Origin of the sequence: Marinobacter salinisoli, from assembly GCF_017301335.1 — a bacterium.
In the GTDB taxonomy this organism is placed as follows: Bacteria; Pseudomonadota; Gammaproteobacteria; order Pseudomonadales; family Oleiphilaceae; genus Marinobacter; species Marinobacter salinisoli.
Genome location: NZ_CP071247.1, coordinates 1,736,937 through 1,761,294 on the forward strand (window position 1 = coordinate 1,736,937; position 24,358 = coordinate 1,761,294).

Here is a 24,358-nt window from a genome sequence, read left to right on the forward strand (position 1 = left end):
GCCGCGGCTGATTTGACTACCGTTTTCCGGTAGAATCCCGCCACTGTTTTTACTCATCATTTTCGAGAGCGAGTAAGGGTTTCATGGAAATCAATCCCATTGTGACGAAGATTAAAGAACTCCGTGAGCGCACTGAAGCGCTTAGGGGGTATCTTTGACTACGACCATCGTAGTGAGCGACTGGTTGAAGTAGAGCGTGAACTGGAGCAGCCCACGGTGTGGGATGATCCCGAGCGGGCGCAGGCGCTGGGCAAGGAGCGGTCCGACCTGGAGCTGATCGTCAAGACCATCGACAATCTGACCAACGGGCTGTCCGATGCAGAAAGCCTGCTGGAACTGGCGGTAGAGGAAGACGACGAAGGCACCGTCGAGGAAATCGAGTCGGATCTTGGTGGTCTGGATCAGGACCTTGAGAAGCTCGAGTTCCGCCGGATGTTCTCCGGCGAAATGGACGCCAATAACGCCTACCTGGATATCCAGGCCGGTTCCGGCGGCACCGAGGCCCAGGATTGGGGCAACATGCTGCTGCGGATGTACCTGCGCTGGGCCGAGCGTCGCGGCTTCAAGGCCGAGATCGTCGAACTGCAGGAGGGTGAAGTGGCCGGCATCAAGAGTGCCACCGTTCACATCCAGGGCGACTACGCCTACGGTTGGTTGCGCACCGAGACCGGCGTGCACCGCCTGGTCCGTAAATCGCCGTTCGATTCCGGTAACCGTCGTCACACGTCGTTTTCGTCGGTATTCGTGTCCCCGGAAGTCGATGACAGCTTTGAGATTGAAATCAATCCGGCGGATCTGCGTGTCGACGTGTACCGCGCCTCCGGTGCCGGTGGTCAGCACGTTAACCGGACCGAATCGGCGGTTCGTCTGACCCACAACCCCACCGGCATTGTTGTGGCCTGTCAGGCTGGCCGAAGCCAGCACCAGAACAAAGACCAGGCCATGAAACAGCTGAAGGCCAAGCTATTCGAGCGCGAGATGCAGGAGCGCAACGCCGAGAAGCAGAAGGCCGAGGACGCCAAAGCCGACATCGGTTGGGGTAGTCAGATCCGGTCTTACGTGCTGGATGACAGCCGGATCAAGGATCTGCGTACCAAGGTGGAAACCAGTAACACCCAGGCCGTGCTGGACGGCGATATCGATAAGTTCATCGAAGCCAGCCTGAAGATGGCGCTGTAATTATTCAGCGCCAGACGAACCCGGACATCCCCGATTTTAGTGAGCCAACATGACTGAACAGACTCAGAATGCACAGCACGAGGACAACAAGCTGATTGCCGAGCGTCGCGCCAAGCTGGCGGACATGCGCACTCAGGGCAATCCCTTCCCCAATAACTTCCGCCGTGACGCCACGGCAGCCGAGCTGCAGGAAAAATACGGTGAGAAGAGTAAGGAAGAGTTGGAACAGCTTGATATCAAAGTGGCCATTGCTGGCCGCATGATGCTGGACCGGAAGGCATTCAAAGTGGTTCAGGACATGACCGGGCGTATTCAGATCTACGCTTCCAAGCATGTGCAGAAGGACACCAAGCATTGGGATATGGGCGACATCGTCGGCGTACGCGGCACCCTGTGCAAATCCGGCAAGGGCGATCTGTATGTGATGATGGATGAGTACGTGCTGCTGACCAAGTCGCTGCGTCCGCTGCCGGAAAAGCACAAGGGCCTGACCGATATGGAAGCCCGCTACCGGCACCGGTATGTGGACCTGATGGTCAACGAGGACACGCGCAGAACCTTCCAGATGCGCACGCAGCTGATCAACAGTATGCGCAACTACTTCAATGCTCGCGGGTTTATGGAAGTGGAAACGCCGATGCTGCAGGTGATTCCGGGCGGTGCCACGGCGCGCCCGTTTGTGACTCACCACAATGCGCTGGGGCGTGACATGTACATGCGGATTGCCCCCGAGCTGTACCTGAAGCGTCTGGTTGTTGGTGGCTTCGAGCGGGTGTTCGAGATCAACCGCAACTTCCGTAACGAAGGTCTGTCCACCCGGCACAATCCCGAGTTCACCATGGTGGAGTTCTACCAGGCGTATGCCGATTACAACGACCTGATGGATCTCACCGAGGACATGCTACGCCAGATCACCCGTGAGGTTCTGGGTACCACCATGGTGGTCAACACCCGTGAACTGGCCAATGGCGAAACGGAAACCGTGGAGTACGACTTCGGCAAGCCATTCCACCGTATGACCGTGGTTGAAGCCATCCTCGAGCACAATCCGGACATTCAGGCAGGCCAGCTGGGTGATGAAGCCAGCGCTCGCCGTGTGGCCGACTCGCTCGGCATCCCGCTCAAAGATAACTGGGGGCTGGGTAAGGTCCAGATTGAGATTTTTGAGGCCACAGCTGAGCACAAACTGATCCAGCCGACCTTCATCACGGATTACCCGAAAGAAGTGTCGCCGCTGGCCCGCTGCAAGGACAGCGATCCGTTTGTCACCGAGCGCTTTGAGTTCTTTGTGGGTGGTCGTGAGCTGGCCAATGGCTTCTCAGAGCTCAACGACGCCGAGGACCAGGCCGAGCGCTTCCACGCCCAGGTAGCCGAGAAAGACGCCGGGGATGACGAGGCCATGTTCTACGATGAAGACTACGTGATGGCGCTGGAGTACGGCCTGCCGCCGACGGCTGGCGAAGGAATCGGTATTGACCGCCTGGCCATGTTGCTGACCGACAGCCCGTCCATCCGCGACGTGATCCTGTTCCCGGCCATGCGTCCTGAGCACAAGGCCGAGCAGCACAAGGAAGAGGAGTAACCGTGTCCCCGGTTGAGGTTCTGGCTAACCAGCTCAGGCCCGACCGGGGCTGGTCCGAACACCTTGGCCCGGAATTCCGTCAGCCGTATATGCAGCAGTTGGCGGACTTTCTGGCCCGGGAAGAGCGGGCGGGCAAGGTGTTGTTCCCCGCCAGTCAGCATTGCTTCAATGCCTTGAATACCACCGCTTTGAGCGATGTGTCTGTGGTGATTTTGGGGCAGGATCCTTATCACGGGCCCGGGCAGGCTCACGGGTTGTGTTTTTCCGTACGGCCGGACGTGGCCACGCCCCCATCCCTAGTGAATATTTTCAAGGAAATCCAGTCCGACCTCGGGATCGAACCGCCTGATCATGGTTGTCTGCAGCCGTGGGCAGAAGAGGGCGTGCTGCTGCTCAACAGCGTGTTGACGGTGGTGCAGGGGCAGGCTGGCGCCCACCAGCGGCAGGGTTGGGAGCGTTTTACCGACAAAGTGGTGGAAACCATCAACCGGGAGCGTGATGGTGTGGTTTTCCTGCTCTGGGGCAGCTATGCCCGCAAGAAAGGCCAGCATATTGATCGCAACCGGCATCTGGTTCTGGAAGGTCCGCATCCATCGCCGCTGAGTGCCTACCGCGGTTTCTTCGGCTGCAGGCATTTCTCCCGTGCCAACGACTGGCTGCAACAAAACGGGCAGCAACCTATCAACTGGGCGCTGCCCTCCAGGGCCGAGCTCATGGCCCGCTACCGGGGATAAGTCTTACTGCAGCAGCGCCATGGCGGCTTCCATTTGCGCGTTCAGATCCTCTTCTTCGCTCATATCGATGTTCGGATCCAGGCCCAGACGGTCAAAGGCGGAAATGCCATTCCAGTCCATGTCCGTCCAAGGATGCCCGGTTCCGGCGACCAGCTGCAGGTTGGCAACCATAACCAGATCCGCGTAGTCGGCCGACGGCACCTTGCGTTGGAAGTTGGCGTATTCCAGCGGCACATTCTGAAGCTCTTTCGGAAAGTCCCACTTCTCCAGAATGATGGATCCGATTCTCGGGTGCAGCTGTTCAATGACGTTGTCGAGCATGATGCTGCTGATCTGGATGTCCTGATCCTCGACATAGCGGAGGATCGGCAGCACACCGATCAGGTGCACGAGGCCGGCGAGTGTGGCCTGGTCGGGTCTCAATCGGGTGTAGTGCTGCGCCAGGACGTGACAGATGCCAGCCACTTCGGTGCTGGTCTGCCAGGTGGCGCGCAGGCGCTTGTCGACCATGTCCGAGGTTGCCTGAAACATCTGTTCCATCGCCAGCCCCATCGCCAGGTTGCTGGTGTACGCCATGCCAAGCCGGCTTACCGCCATGTTCAGGTTTTCGATGGCTCTCGAACCCCGAAAGAGCGGACTGTTGCAAACCCGGATGATGCGGGCGGAAAGAGCCGTGTCGTTGGAGATGACTTTCACCAGGTCCATAATCGAGGAGTCCTCAGACTCGGCGATCTCACGAACCTCCAGCGCAACCTCCGGCAGGGTGGGAAGCAGCAGCTTGTCGCTCTCGATGGCGGTGATCAGGTCAGTCTTGATGGTTTCGACAATGTTCGACATGTTCAGTGGCTGTCCGGTTGTTATACGCAGGCGCCGGGCACGGACGTGTCGCCGCCTGCTTAATTCCTGAAAGAAGCGTACGTTATAGCAAATTCAGCGGGCTTTGCCTGTCAACTTATGTATCTGTCTTTACAGGGGGATTCTGCTCTGGAACGGCATAGGGAAGGGGGCGGCGTTCCAGTTTCTGGTCGGGTGTCGCCTCCGCGTGAAGGTCGTCGAGTCTGGCGTCGTGCCGGACCACAGCCAGCAACTCGACACTGCCGTTTTCATAGCGCACGGAATTCACCACCGTGCCGACAGAGCGATCCTCGCTCAGCAGCGATGAGCCGGGCAACGGAAGTGCTGGTGCCTGCTCCACAGCAAATCGAAACAGGCTTTTTTTAAGTTGCCCCAGAAAATGCATTCGGGCGATCACTTCTTGCCCGGTGTAGCAGCCTTTCTTGAAATGAACCCCGCCCACATGTTGCCAGTTGAGCATCTGTGGTACGAACTGCTCTTGAGTTTCGCTCGAGAGTGAGGCAATCCCTGCTGCGATTTCGGCTGCGTGCCAGTCAGCCAGCGGCCGTTCGGAATCGGCCGAAAGCGGCGATTCGGCGGTGAGGGCCCAGAGTTCGAACCGGGCCAATCCATCTGACGTGGGCTCTACCCGGATCAGCCGGCCATAATCCGTGCTCAGGGTGTCGCCGGGGGCGGTGAGTTCCGAGATTCGGTCACCGGCCAGAACGGACGCAGTGTCGGTGCCAAACAGCCCCAGAATACGACTCTCCGGAACCTGGCTGGCGGTGGTGCCCCGGAACAGCATCAGGTATTTCTTGAGGTGTGCCATGGTGGGGTCGGCCAGGGCAGTCGGCAAATCAAATAGAATGTCGTCACCATCGCGCACCAGACGCGTCAGGCAGTAGGCGCGGCCTTTGGGGGTCGAAGCGGCCGCCCGGAGAGAGCGGCTTGAGATCACTTCGGTCAGGTTCTGGCTGAACTGACCCTGAAGGAAAGGCTCCGTGCCCGGGCCGCTGACACGGACAATGACTCTGTCCGTCAGCGCCGACCAGCCGGATGCCGGCCGCGGCAGATGAGCGGTGGCTCGGTCGTCAGAATTCACCGCTGAGGCGGTCGCATCTGTGTCAGTCATTCGGTGCTCCAGGTCAGGTTGTTACGAGGATGGCGCTTGCTGGCCCAGTCTCAGCCATACGCGAAGTCGACGATACTCGTTGCCAGGTACGTTGCCTTGGCAGCAAGGGTTACTGCCGATCAGAATCGCCGAGTACGACCTGACAGTGGAGTCTTTGGCGCTGAGTTTCAAGAGGGTGAGGTGCGGGCCCAGCCGGCTGGCGGGGGAGGGGGAGACCGGCTCACGCTGACCACAGCCCAGCTGAGCATACAGCTGGCCCTGTTCCAGCAAGAGCGAGGTCACCGCTGACTTGCCTTGCAGCAGGCCGGTTTTGCGGAACACCACAGCTGCCCCGGCCAGCGTCAGTGGGACGCCAGCCACCAGCCAGGGATAACGTGTCGCCCCAACGCCCAGCAAAAAAATGCTGATCGCCAGCCAGGGCAGTGAGGCGATTATCCCGGCGGGCACGGACGGGGCTAGCGGAATCTCAATCCGGCTGAACACGGTTAAGGATCATGTCCACGATGCGCTGCAGATCGGGGTCGTCGGGCCGGCTGCGCTGCATAAACCATTCGAACATGTCGGTGTCTTCGCAGCTGAGGAGCTTCTGGTATCGGGCCTGGTCTTCGGCCGGCAAATCACGGTAGACCTGTTCGATAAAGGGAATCAGCAGCACATCGAGTTCAAGCATGCCTCGCCGGCTATGCCACCAGAGGCGGTTGAATTCAGTGTTGTCTGTGGGAGCGGACATAGTTACTTCCGTTGGGTTGAATGAATTCACTGGATCGCGTCGCCAATTCAAGGTGCGAGTGTTCGGTAGGTTGTTGGCACCAACACAGTGTCTTTGGCTTCGCTGCTCAGGCCGGGGTAGTCGAGGGTATAGTGCAGGCCCCGGCTTTCTTTGCGCTGCAGTGCCGAGCAAATAATCAAGTCAGCCACCGTCACCAGGTTTCTCAGTTCCAGCAAATCGTTGGAGACCCGGTAATTGTTGTAAAACTCTCCGATTTCACTGGAAAGCAGATCAACCCGGTGCTTGGCACGCTGAAGGCGCTTGGTCGTCCTGACAATGCCTACGTAATCCCACATGAAATGGCGCAGTTCGTCCCAGTTGTGAGAGATCACCACGTCTTCATCGGAGTCCCGGACCTGGCTTTCATCCCAGGCCGGGGCTTCGGGCGCTGGCGGGACCTGGGCTTCCCGTTGAGCGATGTCGGTTGCGGCTGAGCGGCCGTAGACCAGGCATTCCAACAGGGAGTTGCTGGCCATCCGGTTGGCACCGTGCAGGCCGGTAAAGGCTGCCTCGCCAACCACGTACAGGTCGTTGACGTCAGAACGGGCGGACTCGTCGGTCATGATGCCGCCGCAGGTGTAATGGGCTGCGGGCACCACAGGGATGGGGTCCTTGGTGATGTCGATGCCGAAACCGAGGCACTTCTCGTAAATGGTTGGGAAGTGCTGGCGGATGAAGTCGGCGGGTTTGTGGCTGATGTCCAGGAGCAGGTGATCGGCACCCAGGCGCTTCATCTCATGGTCAATCGCGCGAGCCACAATATCCCGTGGCGCCAGTTCCGCGCGCTCGTCAAAGCGATCCATAAACCGGCTGCCGTCGGGGAGTTTCAGCAGGCCACCCTCGCCACGAACCGCTTCTGTAATCAGGAAGGACTTGGCATGGGGATGGTACAGACAGGTCGGGTGAAATTGGTTGAACTCCATGTTCGCGACCCGACATCCGGCCCGCCAGGCCATCGCAATGCCATCGCCGGAAGCACCATCGGGATTGGTGGTGTAGCGGTAAGCCTTCGACGCACCGCCGGTGGCGATCACCGTAAAGCGGGCGCGGAACAGCTCGACGTGGTTGTCTTCCAGGTTGAGCACGTAAGCGCCAACACAGCGATTGCCAGGCAGGTTCAGTTTGCGGTGGGTGATCAGGTCGATTGCCACCCGGCCGGACTTGAGCTCAATGTTGCTTTGCGCCGCGGCCTGCTCCGCCAGTGTGGTTGAGACTGCGTGTCCGGTAGCATCGGCGGCATGGATAATTCTGCGATGGCTATGGCCGCCCTCGCGAGTCAGATGGAAATGGGCATTTTCATCTTTGGTGAAGTTGACCCCGGAATTGATCAGCCAATCGATGCTGTCGCGACCGTTCTCAACGGTGAATCGAACGGCGTCCTCGTGGCACAGACCTGCGCCTGCGGCCAGGGTGTCCTTGACGTGGTCCTCGGTGGAATCATCGTCGTCCAGAACGGCTGCAATTCCGCCCTGAGCCCACAGCGTGGCACCGCTGGTGATGTCGGTTTTGCTGAGCACGCACACGCGCAGATGCTCTGGCAGGTTGAGTGCGACGGTCAGGCCGGCTGCGCCGCTGCCGATAATCAGAACATCGTATTCGTAGGACTGTGGCATCGGGTTAGGATCGAGGGGCATAATGTGGATGCCTATTGAACTAAACTTTGTGCGTGCTGTCTATTTGGCCTGACAGTAACAGGCCGTTGAAGTGGTGTCAGAATCACTCATTCGAGAAATGCCGGACAGCCAATATGATTCAAAAAACGCTCATTCAGGCCGGCGAGCCGGTCAGGATAACAGGGAAGCCCGGCGCATCCTCCATGACTCCCGACAAAGACCAGCGACAGAGTGGTGCCACCGAAAGTCAGACCGACTTGCAACTGGTGCGCAAGGTGCGCAACGGCGATCGGTCTGCCTTTGATCTGCTGGTATTGAAGTACCAGTCCAGGGTTGCCTCCATCATCAGTCGTTATGTGTATGACAGTCAGGAGGTCATGGATCTGACCCAGGAAACCTTTGTCAAAGCCTATCGGGCTCTGGATCGATTTCGAGGCGACAGCGCTTTCTACACCTGGCTGTACCGGATCGCGGTGAATACCGCCAAGAATTTCCTCGAATCCCGTGGCCGTCGCCCTCAGGGCAGCGCTGACGTGGCTGAGGCCGAGACCTTTGAAGATGGCCAGCGGCTGCGTGACCTTGCCTCTCCGGAGCGTATCCTGCAACGTCAGGAGCTGCAGGCAGAGTTACAGAAGGCCATTGAGCACCTGCCGGAAGAGTTGCGTTCGGCGTTTCTGCTTCGGGAGTATGAGGGGTTAAGTTACGAAGATATTGCAAAGATTCTTGAGTGCCCGATCGGCACCGTGCGCTCCCGGATTTTCCGGGCGCGGGACGCGGTGGACCGACATCTCGGGCCATTGCTCAACCACCCGGTGACATGATCAAGGTTGCTTCCTATGGATGATCGTCTTAGAGAAACACTTTCGGCGATGATGGATGACGAGGCGGACGAACTGTCGGTTCGGCGCTTGCTGTCTCATGACGGACAAGACCAGGTCCGGGATCAGTGGCAGCGCTGGCAGCAGGTTCGTTGCCTGATGCACAGCCGACCCTCGCCGGTCGATGGCTTCGATGTCAGTTCCGGCGTCTGGCAGGCGATCGAAGGCCGCTCTCACGCCGGTAAATCGCCAGATGCCGGCACAGCTGCATCGGTTTCGCGCTGGCAATGGCCGGCCGTTGCCATGGTGGTTGCGGCACTTGCGGTCGGCTTTGGTGTCGGTTCTGGCTGGGAGTCAACTGAGTCGCCCTCAGTGCCGGCCGTGGTCGCGTCTGAGCAGTCAGTAGGAACGACGCCGGAGGTGGCGCTGCAGGGTCTGGATCAGGACCAGTGGGAATACATGAGCCGATACTTGCTGGAGCACGCTCAGCACAACAGTGTAGCCGCCGGTCGAGGTGCTGTGGGCTATGCGCGTCTGGTGAGCGCGTCGGGTGGCGCTGATTATTGATGGGGTCGAGCATGGAGCGGGTGTCAGGAGGCGAGGGACAGGAACTCACTAAATCGTGCGCGAGCTGGTCGCTGTTTACCCTTCTTTTTTTTCTGATTTTCCCCCTTCGGGCGGAGGCGATGACCGCAGGCCAATGGCTGGAACGCCTCGGGCCAGCGCTCAATATGACCTCGTACCGGGGTGTCTTCGTTTATGGCCGCGGCAGCCAGATGCACTCGCTGAGGATTGTCCATCGTTATCACGATGGCATGGTTCAGGAACGGCTGGTGCTGCAGGACGGGGGCAGTGGGGAAATCGTTCGCAAGGGCATGGAAGTCGTTTGTGTGTTGCCCCGTCGTGGCGAGGTCAGGCTGGATCAGATCATTCCCTCCGGTCCGTTTGCCGAAGCCTACGCGGGCGCCGGCGTGCCGATGAACCGGTGGTACACCGCCAAACTTGAGGGCGACGGGCGTGTTGCAGGATATCCGGTGGTGGTCATTGCGCTCACGGCAAAAGATGCCCACCGATACAGCCACAAACTCTGGCTTGAGAAAAGCACGGGGCTGCTGGTGAAAAGCCAGATAGCCAATCCCGATGGCAAGGTGCTGGAGCATTTCCAGTTCACCAGTCTTGAGATTACCGACGACATTGCCGATCAGGAGTTTGAAATCCAGAGTCGGGGCAAAGAAGTTACGATGCCGCTTGATGGTGGCCGTGAATCCGATGAACGCTTGCCGGTCGTGGGTGGCTGGAACCTGGGGTGGCACCCCGAGGGCTTTATGGCGGCTGCCACGCCCCGGTCCGGACGGGGGCAGGCGGTGGCGTACTCTGACGGCATTGCCGCTTTCTCAGTCTTTGTCGAGCCGGAAGGCAAGGTCCGCATGCCGACGGGAGTGTCGCGGATCGGTGCCACAACAGTATACATGAAAGCGCTGGCGGTTGGCGATGGCCGCTACATGGTGACCGTCGTTGGCGAAATCCCGCCCGAGACGGCTCGTCTGGTGGCGGAGTCAGTTCGCGTCGAGGATGTTCTGGCGCTCAATGGGGAGAGTGGATGATTACCGAAACAGGCAAAGTGGTAGCGGTGAAAGGTGACCACGCCTGGGTGCAAACCATTCGCCTAAGCGCTTGCAACAGTTGCTCCGCCCGCAAAGGCTGCGGGCAACGGGCACTCGCCGCGGCGACGTCCGGCAGGGCCAATCAGGTGCTGGTCCGGAATTCGGTGAATGCGGCGGTGGGCGATGAAGTTACATTGGGCATTGACGAAAAGGCCCTGCTAGGGGCTTCGGTGCTGGCGTATGCGTTGCCACTGGTGTTGATGGTGGTTGCCACGGTGGCCGGGCATCGTCTGTCCGGGGGCGCGAATTTGTGGGCCATGGCCGGTGCGGTGATCGGGCTGGCTGGTGGTTTTATGGTCGGGCGCGGGCTGCAGTCTCGCTCGGATGATGCCTACGAGCCCAGGGTGTTGAGGGTGAACCGAATCCCGTCGGGCGCTGTTCGTTAACGCCTGTCTGAACCCTACCGTTTTGTAAGTTGAAAAACGGCCCTTCCAGCTCAAAATAAATTTCAGGCTATTGAAAACAAGGGAGTTTGCCATGCCGAGACCAACCATAGCGGCTGCACAGTCAGTGCCGGCCCTGAAAGCCCAAACCGCTCTCGGGGTACTGTTGATGCTGTCCCTGATGCTTCTGAGCGCCTGGAGTCCTTACGCTGGCGCCAGGGGGTTGCCGGACTTCACCGAGCTGGTGGAAGACAACTCCAGCGCGGTGGTCAACATCAGTACCACCAGTGCACCCAAGCAGGGCAATACCTTTGGCCTGCCGTTCAATGAACGGGAGTTCGAGGAGCTGCCCGAATTCTTCCAGGACTTTTTCCGGCGCGGCCCCCGGGGCGGCTTTGGTGGCCCTGGCGGTAATGAGCCCCGTCAGTCCATGGGCTCCGGATTTATTGTTTCGTCCGACGGGTATGTCCTGACCAACAACCATGTTGTTGAAGGTGCAGATGAAATCATTGTGCGTCTGAGCGATCGCCGAGAGCTGCCAGCCCGGATCGTCGGTACCGATCCCCGATCCGATCTGGCGGTATTGAAACTGAATGACGGTGACGATTTGCCCGTTGTTCAGGTTGGCCGCTCAGAGGATCTGCAGGTTGGTGAATGGGTGTTTGCCATTGGCTCGCCCTTCGGCTTCGACTATACGGTGACGGCGGGTATTGTCAGTGCGCTGGGGCGCTCCCTGCCATCGGAAAACTACGTGCCGTTTATCCAGACGGACGTGGCAATCAATCCCGGCAACTCCGGTGGGCCGCTGTTCAATCTGGACGGTGAGGTGATCGGTATCAACTCCCAGATCTACACCCGCTCCGGAGGCTTTATGGGGGTGTCTTTTGCCATTCCCATTGACGATGCGATGAACGTTTTTCGTCAGATCCGTGACAACGGTCGTGTTGCCCGAGGCTGGCTGGGTGTGCTGATTCAGGAAGTGAACCGGGATCTGGCCGAGAGCTTCGGGCTCAAGCGTCCTCGTGGTGCGCTGGTGGCCGAGGTAATTGACGGTTCTCCGGCACAGGCTGCCGGGTTGCAGTCAGGTGATATTGTGCTCGAGTACGAGGGCGAGGATATCCATTTGTCGTCCGACCTGCCGCCGAAAGTAGGGCGAACGGCGATTGGCGAAACTGCCAATCTGACCATTCTCCGTCGTGGCGAGGAAATGGAGTTGGGCGTTAAGATTGGTGCCTTGCCCGAGCAGGGCGGCCAGCTGGCTTCGGCACCTGCAGACGGTGGCCCGGCCTCATCGTCTGCGCCATTGGGGCTGACGGTGGAGCCAGTGCCCGCCGAGCTGGCGGACTCCCTGGGGGTTCGTGAAGGTGTGCTGGTCACCGAGGTGTCGCGAGGGCCGGCTTTCGAGGCGGGTATACGCCGGCGCGATGTGATTACTGAAATCAACCGGGAGTCCGTGTCCTCGGTAGCGGAGTTCCGGGACGTGGTTGCTTCTCTGCCGGAGGATAAGGCCGTGTCGGTTCGTGTGGTCAGAGAGGGCAGAGCCCTGTATCTGGTCATGAAGCCCTGACAAAACCGTCCGAAAAGTAGCCGGTTCCCAAGCCCCCGGTGGTGTCAAACACGACACTTCCGGGGGCTTTTTGTTATACTTGCCCGCACTTCAATTAGAGCGGCCAGGGACTGGATCGGACCAAATGAAGAAGAAAAAGGATCTCACCTTAGGGCAACTGCTGTCCTTGCGTCATGGATGGGCAGCCTGGCTGGTTTTGGCTGTCGCTCTGGGCGCTACCTTCCTGTTGTGGCAGTTGTCTATTCGCCTGGTCGAAGACCGCACCGAGGCCCGCTTCCGTACCCAGTCCCTGCAGCTCAGAACAGCCATTGAAGAGCGTTTGCTCAATTACGAGCAGGTGCTGGCCGGTGGTGCTGGCCTGTTCTCGGTAGCGGGCAGTGTTTCCCGTGACGAATGGCGGGAATACATCGAAAAGGTCGATATCAACCGCTACTACCCGGGAATTCAGGGTATCGGCTATGTGCGCCGAATTGATGTTCGGGACATGGCCGACCATATCGCTTTCGTTCGCGCCAATGGTATTCCCGGTTACCTTGTAAGGCCCCTGGGCACCGGGCCGGATTACTACCCGATGGTGTACCTGGAGCCGGGCACCGATCGCAATCGGCGGGCCCTCGGCTATGACGCATTTAGTGACCCGGTACATCGTGATGCCATGGAGCGGGCGCGGGATGAAGCAACGCCGACGGTCACCGGCAAGCTGGTTCTGGTGCAGGAAGAGCTGGCGGAGGATCAGGCAAGCTTTCTGATGTACTACCCGGTGTATCAGGGTGGCGAGGTGCCAAGCAATCGAACCGAGCGCCGGATGATGCTGGCCGGGTATGTCTTCAGCGCCTTCCGGATGAATAATCTGATTGATGGTATCGTCGGGCTGATTTCGCCGTTTCTGGATGTTCGGATATACGACGAAGGGGTTCCGGAGCGGGATTTCCTGATGTATGGCTCCAATCTTGGATCCCTGGATGAAGATTTCAGTTTCCAGATGAGTCAGTCGGTTTCAGCCGGCGGTCGGGACTGGCTGCTGCAAACCCGCTCGACGCCGGCGTTCGATTATCTCGCTTCCGATCCCCGCCCGCCTATTGTTCTCGGTAGCGGTGCCGCCATCAGTGTGTTGCTGTTTCTGCTGGTGCTGACGCTGATTCGCTCCCGACTTATGGCTCAGGTCAGTGCAGGGCGTTACCGCGCCATTACCGAGGGTGCGGCAAATGTCACCCTCGTGATGGATCGTGAAGGCCGAGTTACCTTTGCCAGCCCGTCCAGTTACGACATTCTCGGCTTCGATCCGGCGCACTTGCCCTCGTTAGAACTCGCCCCGCTTGTGCATGCTGACGATTGGCCAAAGATGCAGCAGAGCTTTGATGAGGCCGTCGGGCACGCGGGTCGGCAGGTGCCGGTGACCCGTGCTCGAATCCGTGATGCCGAGGGGCAGTGGCGGGACATGGAAGGCACCTATACCTCCATGCTGACGGAGCCCGGGGTTAACGGGGTGGTTTTGAGCCTGCGTGACCTCACGCAACTCAAGGCGGCGCAATCGGAACTGCATCGGCTGGCGTTCTACGATCCCCTCACCGGGCTGGCGAACCGGCAGTTACTGCGTGACCGGCTCCGGCATGCGGTGGTCAGCAGCCGCCGATCGGGCGAATCCGCCGCACTCATGTTGCTGGATCTGGATGGGTTCAAGCGCATTAATGACACGCTGGGGCACGATGCGGGTGATGAGTTGCTGTGCAATGTGGCCCGCTGGCTGGAGAGCGGGGTTCGTGAAGATGATTCCGTGGCTCGCCTGGGGGGTGACGAGTTTGTGGTCCTGCTTTCCCGTGTGGGTGGTCCGGAAGACGCTGCCCGGGTAGCTGAAGGTATTCTGAACCGCGTGTGTCAGCGCATCCGCCTGAACGATCACGAAGTCGGGGTGACGGCGAGTATCGGTATCACCATGGTTCCTGCGGACAGTGAAGACCCGGTGACCCTGATGAAATACGCCGACCTTGCCATGTACAAGGCCAAGGAGCTCGGCCGCAATAATTTCCAGTTCTTCACCCAGGCTATGAATATCAAGGCGGCTCGCCGCCTACTGCAGCAGGAAGAGCTGACGTCTGCGCTGGATGAAGATCGCTTTGTTTTGCACTACCAGCCGAAAGTGGATCTCGCCTCGGAGCGCGTTGTAGGTGTTGAGGCGCTGCTGCGCTGGCATCATCCCGAGAAAGGCCTGGTTCCGGCCAGTCGGTTCATCGCCCTGGTGGAAGAAACCGGCCTGATCATAAAGCTGGGCGAAATGGCGCTGCGGCAAGCCTGCATTCAGGTCCAGGCATTGGAAAGGGCGGGTTTTGAAGCCCTGAAGATGGCCGTCAACCTGTCAGTCCGGCAACTGATGGAACCGGGGTTCCTTGATATGGTGCGACAGGTCATCACCGAAACCGGGGTGTCGCCGGATCGGCTGGAACTGGAAATGCCCGCCGAACTGCTCAATGAGGATGCCCGTGCGGTCAGAGAGGTGCTGGTAGCGCTTCATGACATCGGTGTGTGTCTGATCCTCGATGACTTCGGAACCGGAACCTGTTCTCTGGTGGCGCTCCAGCAGTTACCGCTTGATGTGGTCAAGATCGACCATCAGTTCATTCGGGATATTCCCTACAACGTCAGCGCCACCGACGTCGCATCGGCGGTCATTGCGCTGGCCCACAAACTGCATCTCACCGTCGTTGCCGAGGGCGTCGAGACACCTCAGCAGTTGAGTTTCGTAAAGTCGTCTGGTTGCACGCAGTGTCAGGGTAACCTGTTCAGTTATCCCCTCGATGAGGATACCCTGATTGGATTCCTGATCCGCCAGTACGAGAAGCCCCTCATCTCCTGATCATGGCAATGCGTGACGGTAACCGGTAAAATCACGCCGTTGCCGGCCTCCGGCTGTGGCCCTCGAGGGCCAAATCCTTCGTCTAATCGTGAGTACTCGTTGTCTGTGACTGAACTGAGCCGAATCCGTAACTTTTCCATCATTGCCCACATTGACCATGGTAAGTCGACCCTTGCAGATCGCTTTATTCAGATCTGTGGTGGCCTGACCGACCGGGAAATGGCCGAGCAGGTGCTGGACTCCATGGATCTGGAGCGCGAACGAGGAATTACCATCAAGGCCCAGAGCGTAACGCTCAATTACAAGGCGAGGGACGGCGAAGAATACAAGCTGAACTTTATCGACACGCCCGGGCACGTGGACTTTTCCTATGAGGTTTCCCGCTCGCTTTACGCCTGTGAAGGCGCGCTGCTGGTGGTCGATGCCGGCCAGGGAGTCGAGGCGCAGTCGGTGGCCAACTGCTACACCGCCATCGAGCAGGGCCTGGAAGTGGTGCCGGTCCTGAACAAAATGGATTTGCCCCAGGCCGAGCCCGAGCGGGTCGCGGAGGAAATCGAGGACATCATCGGCATCGAAGCCTCGGACGCAGTCAAATGCAGTGCCAAGAGCGGGATGGGCGTCGAGGACGTCCTTGAAGACCTGATCAAGCGTATTCCGCCGCCCAAAGGCGACCGCAGTGCACCGCTTCAGGCGCTGATCATTGATTCCTGGTTCGATAACTACCTTGGGGTGGTCTCACTGGTGCGGGTGACAGAAGGCACCTTGCGCAAGGGCGACAAGATTGTCATGAAATCCACCGGCCGGGTGTGGGGCGTGGACAAGGTCGGTATCTTCAATCCGAAACCGAAAGATACCAACATCCTGGAAGCGGGTGACGTTGGTTTTGTGGTCGCCGGCATCAAGGATATTCATGGTGCGCCGGTGGGCGACACCATCGTGCATCAGAAGCACGCCGAAAATACGCCGATGTTGCCAGGCTTCCAGAAGGTCAAGCCGCAGGTTTATGCCGGCCTGTTCCCCGTCAGTGCTGATGACTACGATGATTTCCGGGATGCGTTGGAAAAGCTGACCCTGAACGATGCATCGCTGTTCTTCGAGCCGGAAAATTCAGACGCCCTTGGCTTTGGTTTCCGCTGTGGTTTCCTCGGCATGCTGCACATGGAGATCATCCAGGAGCGGCTTGAGCGGGAATACGACATTGATCTGATTACCACGGCACCGACGGTTATCTACGAGGTCGTCACCAAGCAGGGGCAGACACTATCGGTGGATAACCCCTCGCGGCTGCCGGATATTGGCTCCATTGAAGAGATGCGCGAGCCCATTGTTGAGGCGAGCATTCTTGTGCCCCAGCAGCATCTGGGCAACGTCATCGCCCTGTGCGAAGAGAAGCGGGGCGTCCAGAAGAACATGCACTTCATGTCCTCGCAGGTTCAGGTGGTTTACGAGCTGCCGATGGCCGAAGTGGTGATGGATTTCTTCGACCGTATCAAGTCCGCGAGTCGCGGCTTTGCTTCCCTGGACTACCAGTTCGTGCGGTTTCAGTCAGCAAACCTGGTCCGTCTGGATGTCATGATCAATGGTGACCGCGTGGATGCGCTCGCGCTGATCGTGCACAAGGAACAGGCTCACTACAAAGGGCGTCAGCTCATCGAGAAGATGAAAGAACTGATTCCGCGCCAGATGTTTGATATAGCCATTCAGGCGGCGATCGGTACCCAGATCGTGTCGCGGGTTACCGTCAAAGCCCTGCGCAAAAACGTAACCGCCAAGTGTTACGGCGGTGACGTCAGCCGGAAGAAGAAGCTTCTTCAGAAGCAGAAAGAAGGTAAGAAACGCATGAAGCAGCTGGGCAATGTTGAAGTGCCTCAGGAAGCGTTTCTCGCGGTATTGCAAGTCGACAAATAACAAAAGGCTCCTGGATGGATATCGATTTTCCCCTGGTTCTGGTGGTTCTGACCTTTGCAACGGGTCTGATCTGGCTGGCGGATAAACTGTTTTTGCGGGAGCGGCGGCTTGCTGCTGCTCGTGCGGGTGATGAACCGGGGGCCGCTGGAGCGCCCGGAGAAACTGACGAGCCCAAGGAACCCTACCTGGTTGACCTCAGCCGCTCGTTCTTTCCTGTTCTGGCGATTGTGCTGGTTCTTCGTTCGTTCCTGGTCGAGCCCTTCCAGATTCCCTCCGGCTCCATGCTCCCAACTCTGGAGGTGGGTGATTTCATCCTCGTCAACAAGTATGCCTATGGCCTGCGGCTGCCGGTGGCGGGAACCAAAGTTGTAGAAATGGGAGATCCGGAGCGCGGTGACGTCATGGTGTTTCGTTACCCCAAGGACGGCTCGACCAACTACATCAAAAGGGTTGTCGGTCTGCCCGGAGACGAGGTTCGTTACCGGGACAAACAGCTGTTTATCAATGGTGAAAAAGTAGAGAGCGACTTTATTGCCCGATTGCCGCCGGTGGAACTTCGCCGGGAAGACCTCGGTGATACTGAACATGATATTTTCCTCACCATGGGGCGTCCCGGTGCCGGCGGTGAGGGAGAGTGGGTTGTGCCGGAGGGGCATTACTTTGTCATGGGCGACAACCGGGATAACAGCAACGACAGCCGCTACTGGGGAACCGTCCCGGACGAGCTGGTGGTTGGAAAAGCATTTGCGATCTGGATGCACTGGAAATCCCTGACCAGTTTGCCGTCTTTCGATCGTGTGGGTGGTATCGAGTAATTCCAACGAGTCTGGAGTGCAGTAATCATGAAAAAAAATAAACTCTCTGGTCTGGGGCGACAGGGTGGTGCGTCGGGCCTGACCATGTTGGTCATGGTGCTTTTCTTTGGCAGCCTGCTGACACTGGTGATCAAGCTGGGCCCGGCCTATCTGGACGACTACACTATTCAGCAGACGCTGGAAGGTCTGGATGGAACCGAGGGGCTTTCCCAGATGGGGCCTGCACAGGTCCACGCTCTGATCAATAAACGCCTGAGCGTAAATAACGTTCGAACGCTCGACAAAAAAGCCATCACGGTTGAGAAGAGCGGTGAGCTGGTCCTGCTGGGCGTTGATTACGAGGTCAGAGAGAATCTGTTCCGGAACGTGGATGCGGTTGTTCACTTCAAACACGACTATGAGATGAAGGGCCAGTGAGTTCACAGCAGGATCTTGACCAGCTCCAGCGTCGCATCGGCTACCAGTTCAAGTCGCCGGAGCGCCTCATGCTTGCGCTTACCCATCGCAGTTACGGCAACCAGAATAACGAGCGATTAGAGTTTCTTGGTGACTCCATCGTGAATATGGTCATTGCCGAGTATCTGTATTGCCATTTTGAAAAAGCGCGCGAAGGGCAACTTAGCCGGCTGCGCGCCAGAATGGTAAAAGGGGTGACGCTTGCGGAGATTGGGCGCGAGTTTCAACTTGGGCAATACCTGCGGCTCGGTTCCGGTGAGCTTAAAAGCGGAGGTTTTCGCCGGGAATCGATCTTGGCGGATGCGGTTGAGTCCATTATCGGCGCCATATACCTCGATAGTGATTTTGAAACCTGTCGGGAAAAGGTGCTGCAGTGGTTTGCTCAGCGCCTGAAAAATCTGGACCTGCAGGATACCCAGAAGGACCCCAAGACCCGGCTGCAGGAGTATCTGCAGTCTCGACAATTCCCGTTGCCTCGGTACGACGTTATTTCCGTTGACGGCGAGGCGCACAACCAGACCTTCCATGTCTCCTGTGCCTTGCCATCGCTGGATCGGAAAACCACCGGTACCGGCAGCAGCCGCCGGATCGCCGAACAGCAGGCGGCCCGCAATGCCCTGAAAGAACTGGGCGTGGAGAATTCCTGATGAATGATATTACCCGACCTGAGGATCCCGACAGCCGTTGTGGGTTCGTCGCGATTGTTGGTCGCCCGAATGTTGGCAAGTCCACCCTGCTGAATCATATCCTCGGGCAGAAACTCAGCATTACCTCTCGCAAGCCGCAAACCACCCGGCATCAGGTATTGGGCATCAAGACGGTTGGTCCGGTGCAGGCGATTTATGTCGATACGCCCGGCATGCACGAGGAAGAACCGCGGGCACTGAACCGCTACATGAACAAGGCGGCAACCTCGGCATTGATTGATGTCGATGTGGTGGTCTTCGTTGTTGATCAGACGAACTGGACGGCCGGCGATGAGATGGTTCTGGAAAAGATTAGCCGTCTCAAGTGCCCGGTCATCCTTGCGGTGAACAAAGTCGATAAACTCGAGAAGCGTGAGAGCCTGCTGCCGCACCTCGAGATGTTGTCGAAAAAGCGAGACTTCGCCGAGATTATTCCGCTATCGGCGCTCAAGGAGGACAACCTTGAGCCGCTGGAACAAGCAGTTGGACGGTTTCTGCCGCAAAGCATTCATTTCTACCCGGATGATCAGATTACGGATCGAAGCGAGCGTTTTCTCGCATCCGAAATCGTTCGGGAGAAAATTACCCGTCAGCTGGGTGCCGAGCTGCCGTACTCGGTGGCTGTTGAAATCGAGGAGTTTAAGCACGAGGGCAAGACTCTGCACATTTCGGCGTTGATTTTGGTCGAGCGGGAAGGCCAGAAGAAGATCATGATCGGTGACAAGGGAGAGCGACTGCGCCGCATCGGTCAGGAAGCCCGGGCTGACATGGAGCGCCTGTTTGGCAGCAAAATCATGTTGCGCCTGTGGGTTAAGGTCAAGCGTGGCTGGGCGGACAGTGACCGGGCCCTGAAAAGCCTCGGCATGAACTCCAACTGAGTCTGCGATGCAGGGAGCGGTGCATCAGGAGCCGGCGTATGTGATTCATCGCCGGCCCTGGCGTGAATCGAGTCTCCTGGTGGAGTTATTTACGCTCAATGCCGGGCGGCTGGCGGTGATCGCACGCGGAGCCAGCTCCTCCAAGAGCCCCCTCAAGGCTCAGCTCCAGCCGTTTCAGCCGTTGCTGCTGGATTGGGCGGGGCGCGGCGACCTGAAGACATTGACGAATGTGGATGTGCGCACGGGTCCCCAGCTGAGGCGCACGGCGTCGCTTTATAGCGGCCTCTATATCAACGAACTTCTCCAGCGTATCCTTCCGGTTGCAGACCCCCACCCAGCCCTATTTGGTGCCTACATCGATGCGATTGCGGAGTTGGCCGATACGGCAGACGTGGAACCGGTATTGCGCCAATTCGAGTCGGCATTTGCCGAGGCGATGGGCTATGGTTTTGCGTGGGATCTTGCAACCGATGTCGGGCAGCCTGTTTTGACTGGCCAGCACTATGCCTACAACCCAGAGCAGGGGATCGTCCTGAACCCGGGGTCGGATACCCGGCTGCAGAACTTGCCCGGTGAGGTGCTTTTGGCACTGGCACAGGGAAATATGCATGAGGCGGCCTGCCGGCAAACGGCCAAACGGATTATGCGGGTATTGACGGACCATCTTCTGCAGGGAAAACCCTTGCACAGCCGGACACTTTTTACTCACCTTCGCGGAGAACGGCATGAATCCTAGAGTTTTACTTGGCGTAAACATTGACCATGTGGCAACACTGAGGCAGGCCCGTGGAACCCGCTATCCGGATCCGGTGCAGGCCGCCATTATGGCAGAGGAGGCCGGCGCGGATGGAATTACCATCCACCCGCGGGAAGATCGGCGTCATATTCAGGATCGCGATGTGTTGCTGCTGCGCGAGATACTGCAAACCAAAATGAATCTGGAAATGGCCGTTACCGACGCCATGCTCGCGTTTGCGGAGCAAGTCCGGCCGGAGTGCGTGTGCCTGGTACCCGAAAAGCGCGAGGAGCTTACAACGGAAGGTGGGCTGGATGTCCTCGGGCAGGAGAGCCGGATTGCCCGCGCCTGCGAGCGCCTGGCTGGCTTCGGGGCGGAGGTGTCCCTGTTCATCGATCCAGATGCGGCCCAGATTGATGCGGCGGTCCGGTGTGGGGCTCCCGTGATTGAGCTGCATACCGGCGAGTACGCCGAAGCAAGCGCACCTGAAGCGGTTGAAAAAAGCCTGGCGGTGATCTCGGATGCCGTGGCCTATGCCCACTCCCAGGGGTTGATCGTCAATGCCGGGCATGGCTTGCATTACCACAACACCGAGCGTGTGGCGTCGATACCCAACATCAATGAACTGAATATTGGCCACGCTATTATTGCGCGAGCGGTGTTTACCGGCCTGAAGGATGCCGTCCGTGACATGAAGGCAATCCTGGATCAGGCTCGCGGGCTGGCCTGATCAGGTCGCTCAGACCCTCAGGTTGTTTCCGCCTGTGGACTCTGTTCCCGAAACAGTTGTTGCCAGTCGGTCTGGTCGCTCCAGATCTGCAGGCGTTCCATGGCCGACACGAGTTGTTCCTTGTGATGCCCGAGGTCCGGAGCTTCGCGCTTTAGCGCTGTCTCAAGCCTATTGGCGGCAGTGCGCAGCTCGGGAACGCCGCAATAGCGGGTTGCGCCGTGCAATTTGTGGACGCAATCGAGCAGGCCATCCAGGTCCTGATCCTGCCAGAGCTCCTCGACCCGATCGTGATCGAAGCGCATTTGCTCAAGTAGCATGCTGAAGAGTTCTTCGGCCAGGTCGGCTTTGCCGGCTGCCAGTTGAATACTTTCCTCAATGCTGACGCAGTCCTGCTGCTTCTTGCGGGCCGAGGGGCGTATCGACAGTCGGCTATCCCTCGGGTCAGGCAAGCGGAAACGGTCGCTTGCGGGGCCACCCTGGCAGACGTAACCGGTGTATTCCCGAATCACCTCCACCAGCTGCGAGCTGCTGATGGGCTTGGGCATGTAGCCATCGAACCCCTGTGAGGCCAGCTTTTTCCTGCTCATCCGCAAGGGTATGAGCCGTCAGCGCGATGATCGGAGTCCGGTGTGCGGCCGGGTCCATTTCCCGGAGTCGGGCTGTCGTCTCGACGCCGTCCATGCCGGGCATCTGCAGATCCATAAACACCAGATCGAAGGGTTTGCCGCGGCTCTTGCTCAGGGCTTCGAACCCATTGGATGCACCAATGGCCTCGATTCGGTAGTCGTTCAGCAGCGTCATGATGAGCTTCAGGTTCGCGTCATTATCATCCACCGCCAACACTCTCGGGGCGGCGCCGCCCGGCAGTGACTGGGGTGCTGCGTGGGATGCCATGGAAGTCCGGCCTGCGGCGCTGATACCGTGAACCAGAAGCACCAGCTCGTCATAGAAGGCATCCCGGCACACCGGTTTGGTGACATGTCCGCTGGCGAGCCCTGACAACGGCGGCTCCTGGGTTTCCAGGGTAGGGGTCAGCAACAGGGTGCGGCAATCCCGCTCGATCTCCAGCGTGCGCACCAGGCTGCAGTACTGGCTTGAGTTGAGCAGGTGCCGGGTGATGCCAATAATGGCGACCGCGTAACCCGTCTGATCCTTCTGTGCCTCCTCAATGTGTTCTTGCAGGGCGGCCGGCGAGTTGACCCGGTCCACGGTCATGCCCCAGTCCCGCAGCAGATGCTCAACGGCCAGGCCCGTAGTCTTCTGTTGTTCCAGATAGATAACACGCTCGCCGCGCAGCGAGTCTTTGGGGTCGATGCTGTCGCTTCCGGCGGCGATTTCGGAGCTCAGGGTAAACCAGAAGGTGGAGCCTTTGCCCAGTTCGCTTTCCAGTCCGATCTTGCCGCCCATTTCCTCCACCAGACGTTTGGAAATGGCCAGCCCGAGGCCGGTGCCGCCATATTGCCGCGCTGTCGAGGCATCGGCCTGGCTGAAGGCATTGAACAGCGACTGTTGCTGGGCTCGGGAAAGACCGACACCAGAATCGGTAATGCTGAGACGCAGCGTCACCTGGCTGCCGTCGGCGGTCTCGCTTTCGTCTTCGAGGCTGGCGCGCAGCACCACTTCGCCGGTCTGGGTAAATTTAATGGCGTTGTTCAATAGATTGGTGATGACCTGCTTCACCCGCAGCGGATCGCCGAGAATACCGTCAGGCACATCGTGGTAGACCAGCGGAACCAGGTCGAGATTCTTGGCGTGGGCGGCAGGCGCCAGCATGGTCATGACTTCTTCGACGATGTCGCGAATCTGGAACGGGACTCTGTCCAGAATCAGCTTGCCAGCCTCAATCTTGGAGAAATCCAGGATGTCGTTGATGATGGTCAGCAGGATTTCTGATGACTTGCGTATGGTGTTCAGATGGTCCCGTTGTTGCCTCGGCAGAGGGCTTTTCAGTAGCAACTCGGTAAAGCCGATGATGCCGTTCAGCGGTGTGCGAATTTCGTGCGACATGTTGGCCAGAAATTCCGATTTGATGCGGCTGGCCTCAAGCGCCTCCTTACGTGCGAAATCCAGTTCGATGTTCTGGATTTCGATGGTCTCCAGTGTTTCCCGGAGGTCTTCCGTGGCCTGGTCAATGTTTTGCTGCATCTCGGCCTGGGCCTTGCTAAGCTCGGCGGCCATGGCGTTCAGGCCTGATTCCAGTTGCTCGAACTCGGGGCCGGCTTCGGTATAAACCCGGGTGTCCAGCTCGCCTTCCTTGAGTTTAACCACCGCTTCGTTCAGCTCGAAGATCGGACTGGTAAAGGCGCGACTGAGTCGCAGCGCTACCGCAAGGCTCAGCCCCACACCGGCCAGCACGAGCAGCAGCGAGATCAGCAGGGCCTTGTAGGTTTCCTTTTCTGTTCTAACGTGAGACATCTCGACCGCGACCCAGCCCATCGGGGCTTGTGGCTGAGACAACGACTGTCGGGCATCGGGTGCCAGCATGGTCTCAATCATCAGGTCCTGCAGGAAAACCGGTGTTATGAACCGGGTGCTGTGTTCTAAACGGAGATTGGTCGCGGCTTCCGCAGACAGCTCGGTGGCAGTGACGGTATCGGAACCTACCGGGCCGGTATGCAGAAGCCGGTTGCCCTCGCGATCAAAAAAGGTGATGGAGCGGACATCTTGCTCTTCGAGCAGCGCCTTGGACAGGCTGTTGAGCAGGCTGCGGTTGGCGGTAAACAGCCCGTATTCTGAGCCGGCAGCCAGCTGGCGGGACAGGGATTCGCCGCGGTCCTTCAGCAGGCTTTCAATGTTAGTGACCCAGCTGTAGGTGAAAAACATCCCCAGCATCAGCGTGGTCAGCAGGGTGGGAACCAGGGTTACCACCAGCACTTTTTTGCGAATGCCCCAGCGTCGCATAGTCTGATCCCGAATTCTTGTCTGGCCCCGATATTCGGTGGGCCTGCCTTCCCTGTCTTGACTGATTAGCGGCAGGCGGCCGCCTGAACCACGGCCTCCTGTGCCTGCCTAAAAGTCGATAC

The 24,358-nt window shown here is 58.7% G+C and carries 23 protein-coding genes; 16 read left to right on the forward strand and 7 right to left on the reverse strand.

The window, feature by feature from the left end; all coding sequences use genetic code 11:
- The first annotated feature begins 83 nt into the window (after positions 1-83).
- From prfB to ung, 3 genes are all read left to right on the forward strand, one after another.
- Positions 84-1,179, forward strand: a protein-coding gene (prfB, locus tag LPB19_RS07925) for a peptide chain release factor 2 (protein ID WP_206645521.1) whose coding sequence is annotated in 2 segments (ribosomal slippage) — positions 84-155 and positions 157-1,179 — 1,095 coding nt in all. Because the reading frame shifts where the segments join, the coding sequence is not laid out codon by codon here.
- A gap of 49 nt (positions 1,180-1,228) precedes the next feature.
- Positions 1,229-2,761: a lysine--tRNA ligase gene (gene lysS, locus LPB19_RS07930; protein WP_206645522.1), complete on the forward strand. Its 1,533-nt coding sequence runs from the start codon at positions 1,229-1,231 to the stop codon at positions 2,759-2,761.
- Between the two features lie 2 nt (positions 2,762-2,763).
- Entirely contained in the window at positions 2,764-3,495 is a 732-nt protein-coding gene (gene ung / locus LPB19_RS07935; RefSeq protein ID WP_206645523.1) for a uracil-DNA glycosylase, read from the forward strand.
- Positions 3,496-3,498: 3 nt separating this feature from the next.
- On the opposite strand, the gene LPB19_RS07940 is transcribed toward ung, so the two are convergent.
- The 5 genes from LPB19_RS07940 to nadB all read right to left on the reverse strand — a co-directional run bounded on the left by LPB19_RS07940 (position 3,499) and on the right by nadB (position 7,843).
- Positions 3,499-4,332 carry an HDOD domain-containing protein gene (locus tag LPB19_RS07940; RefSeq protein ID WP_206645524.1) on the reverse strand — a complete coding sequence of 278 codons (834 nt, stop codon included), beginning with the start codon at positions 4,330-4,332 and terminating at the stop codon, positions 3,499-3,501.
- 115 nt (positions 4,333-4,447) lie between these two features.
- Positions 4,448-5,461: a CAF17-like 4Fe-4S cluster assembly/insertion protein YgfZ gene (gene ygfZ / locus LPB19_RS07945; RefSeq protein ID WP_206645525.1), complete on the reverse strand. Its 1,014-nt coding sequence runs from the start codon at positions 5,459-5,461 to the stop codon at positions 4,448-4,450.
- 21 nt (positions 5,462-5,482) lie between these two features.
- A complete protein-coding gene (locus LPB19_RS07950) occupies positions 5,483-5,944 on the reverse strand; it encodes a hypothetical protein (RefSeq protein WP_206645526.1) in 462 nt (153 codons plus the stop codon).
- A complete protein-coding gene (locus LPB19_RS07955) occupies positions 5,928-6,191 on the reverse strand; it encodes an FAD assembly factor SdhE (protein ID WP_206645527.1) in 264 nt (87 codons plus the stop codon). The genes LPB19_RS07950 and LPB19_RS07955 overlap by 17 nt, the downstream gene beginning before the upstream one ends.
- A 47-nt stretch (positions 6,192-6,238) precedes the next feature.
- Complete coding sequence (gene nadB, locus LPB19_RS07960) at positions 6,239-7,843, reverse strand: L-aspartate oxidase (RefSeq protein ID WP_206645733.1); 1,605 nt, start codon at positions 7,841-7,843, stop codon at positions 6,239-6,241.
- Positions 7,844-7,977: 134 nt separating this feature from the next.
- Here nadB and rpoE point away from each other — a divergent pair, with 134 nt between their 5' ends.
- The 13 genes from rpoE (at position 7,978) to pdxJ (ending at position 21,335) form a co-directional block, all read left to right on the forward strand.
- Positions 7,978-8,664 (forward strand): RNA polymerase sigma factor RpoE, encoded by a 687-nt coding sequence (gene rpoE / locus LPB19_RS07965; RefSeq protein WP_206645528.1) that lies wholly within the window; start codon positions 7,978-7,980, stop codon positions 8,662-8,664.
- Positions 8,665-8,679: 15 nt separating this feature from the next.
- Positions 8,680-9,228, forward strand: coding sequence for a sigma-E factor negative regulatory protein (locus tag LPB19_RS07970; RefSeq protein WP_206645529.1), 549 nt, complete (start codon positions 8,680-8,682; stop codon positions 9,226-9,228).
- A gap of 119 nt (positions 9,229-9,347) precedes the next feature.
- Positions 9,348-10,265, forward strand: coding sequence for a MucB/RseB C-terminal domain-containing protein (locus LPB19_RS07975; protein WP_228289241.1), 918 nt, complete (start codon positions 9,348-9,350; stop codon positions 10,263-10,265).
- On the forward strand, positions 10,262-10,711 hold the full coding sequence (locus LPB19_RS07980; RefSeq protein WP_206645531.1) for a SoxR reducing system RseC family protein: 450 nt from the start codon (positions 10,262-10,264) through the stop codon (positions 10,709-10,711). The genes LPB19_RS07975 and LPB19_RS07980 overlap by 4 nt, the downstream gene beginning before the upstream one ends.
- Positions 10,712-10,802: 91 nt before the next feature.
- Positions 10,803-12,275 carry a DegQ family serine endoprotease gene (locus LPB19_RS07985; RefSeq protein WP_206645532.1) on the forward strand — a complete coding sequence of 491 codons (1,473 nt, stop codon included), beginning with the start codon at positions 10,803-10,805 and terminating at the stop codon, positions 12,273-12,275.
- Between the two features lie 124 nt (positions 12,276-12,399).
- Positions 12,400-15,126 carry a bifunctional diguanylate cyclase/phosphodiesterase gene (locus tag LPB19_RS07990; RefSeq protein WP_206645533.1) on the forward strand — a complete coding sequence of 909 codons (2,727 nt, stop codon included), beginning with the start codon at positions 12,400-12,402 and terminating at the stop codon, positions 15,124-15,126.
- Between the two features lie 105 nt (positions 15,127-15,231).
- On the forward strand, positions 15,232-17,034 hold the full coding sequence (gene lepA, locus LPB19_RS07995) for a translation elongation factor 4 (protein ID WP_206645534.1): 1,803 nt from the start codon (positions 15,232-15,234) through the stop codon (positions 17,032-17,034).
- A 14-nt stretch (positions 17,035-17,048) separates the two neighbouring features.
- The gene (gene lepB, locus LPB19_RS08000; protein ID WP_206645535.1) at positions 17,049-17,849 is read left to right on the forward strand and encodes a signal peptidase I; all 801 of its coding nucleotides are present in this window, start codon (positions 17,049-17,051) and stop codon (positions 17,847-17,849) included.
- 27 nt (positions 17,850-17,876) lie between these two features.
- Positions 17,877-18,266, forward strand: a complete 390-nt coding sequence (locus tag LPB19_RS08005) for a DUF4845 domain-containing protein (RefSeq protein ID WP_206645536.1) — start codon at positions 17,877-17,879, stop codon at positions 18,264-18,266.
- A complete protein-coding gene (gene rnc / locus LPB19_RS08010; RefSeq protein WP_206645537.1) occupies positions 18,263-18,952 on the forward strand; it encodes a ribonuclease III in 690 nt (229 codons plus the stop codon). The genes LPB19_RS08005 and rnc overlap by 4 nt, the downstream gene beginning before the upstream one ends.
- On the forward strand, positions 18,952-19,869 hold the full coding sequence (gene era, locus LPB19_RS08015) for a GTPase Era (protein WP_206645538.1): 918 nt from the start codon (positions 18,952-18,954) through the stop codon (positions 19,867-19,869). Before rnc ends, era begins: the two co-directional genes overlap by 1 nt.
- Before the next feature lie 7 nt (positions 19,870-19,876).
- Entirely contained in the window at positions 19,877-20,605 is a 729-nt protein-coding gene (gene recO, locus LPB19_RS08020; RefSeq protein ID WP_206645539.1) for a DNA repair protein RecO, read from the forward strand.
- Positions 20,595-21,335 (forward strand): pyridoxine 5'-phosphate synthase, encoded by a 741-nt coding sequence (gene pdxJ, locus LPB19_RS08025; RefSeq protein ID WP_206645540.1) that lies wholly within the window; start codon positions 20,595-20,597, stop codon positions 21,333-21,335. The genes recO and pdxJ overlap by 11 nt, the downstream gene beginning before the upstream one ends.
- Positions 21,336-21,352: 17 nt before the next feature.
- Here the strand turns inward: pdxJ and LPB19_RS17210 are convergent, their stop codons facing one another.
- Positions 21,353-21,880 carry an Hpt domain-containing protein gene (locus LPB19_RS17210; protein ID WP_456319470.1) on the reverse strand — a complete coding sequence of 176 codons (528 nt, stop codon included), beginning with the start codon at positions 21,878-21,880 and terminating at the stop codon, positions 21,353-21,355.
- Positions 21,777-24,236, reverse strand: coding sequence for an ATP-binding protein (locus LPB19_RS08030; RefSeq protein ID WP_456319471.1), 2,460 nt, complete (start codon positions 24,234-24,236; stop codon positions 21,777-21,779). The genes LPB19_RS17210 and LPB19_RS08030 overlap by 104 nt, the downstream gene beginning before the upstream one ends.
- Positions 24,237-24,358 lie beyond the last annotated feature (122 nt).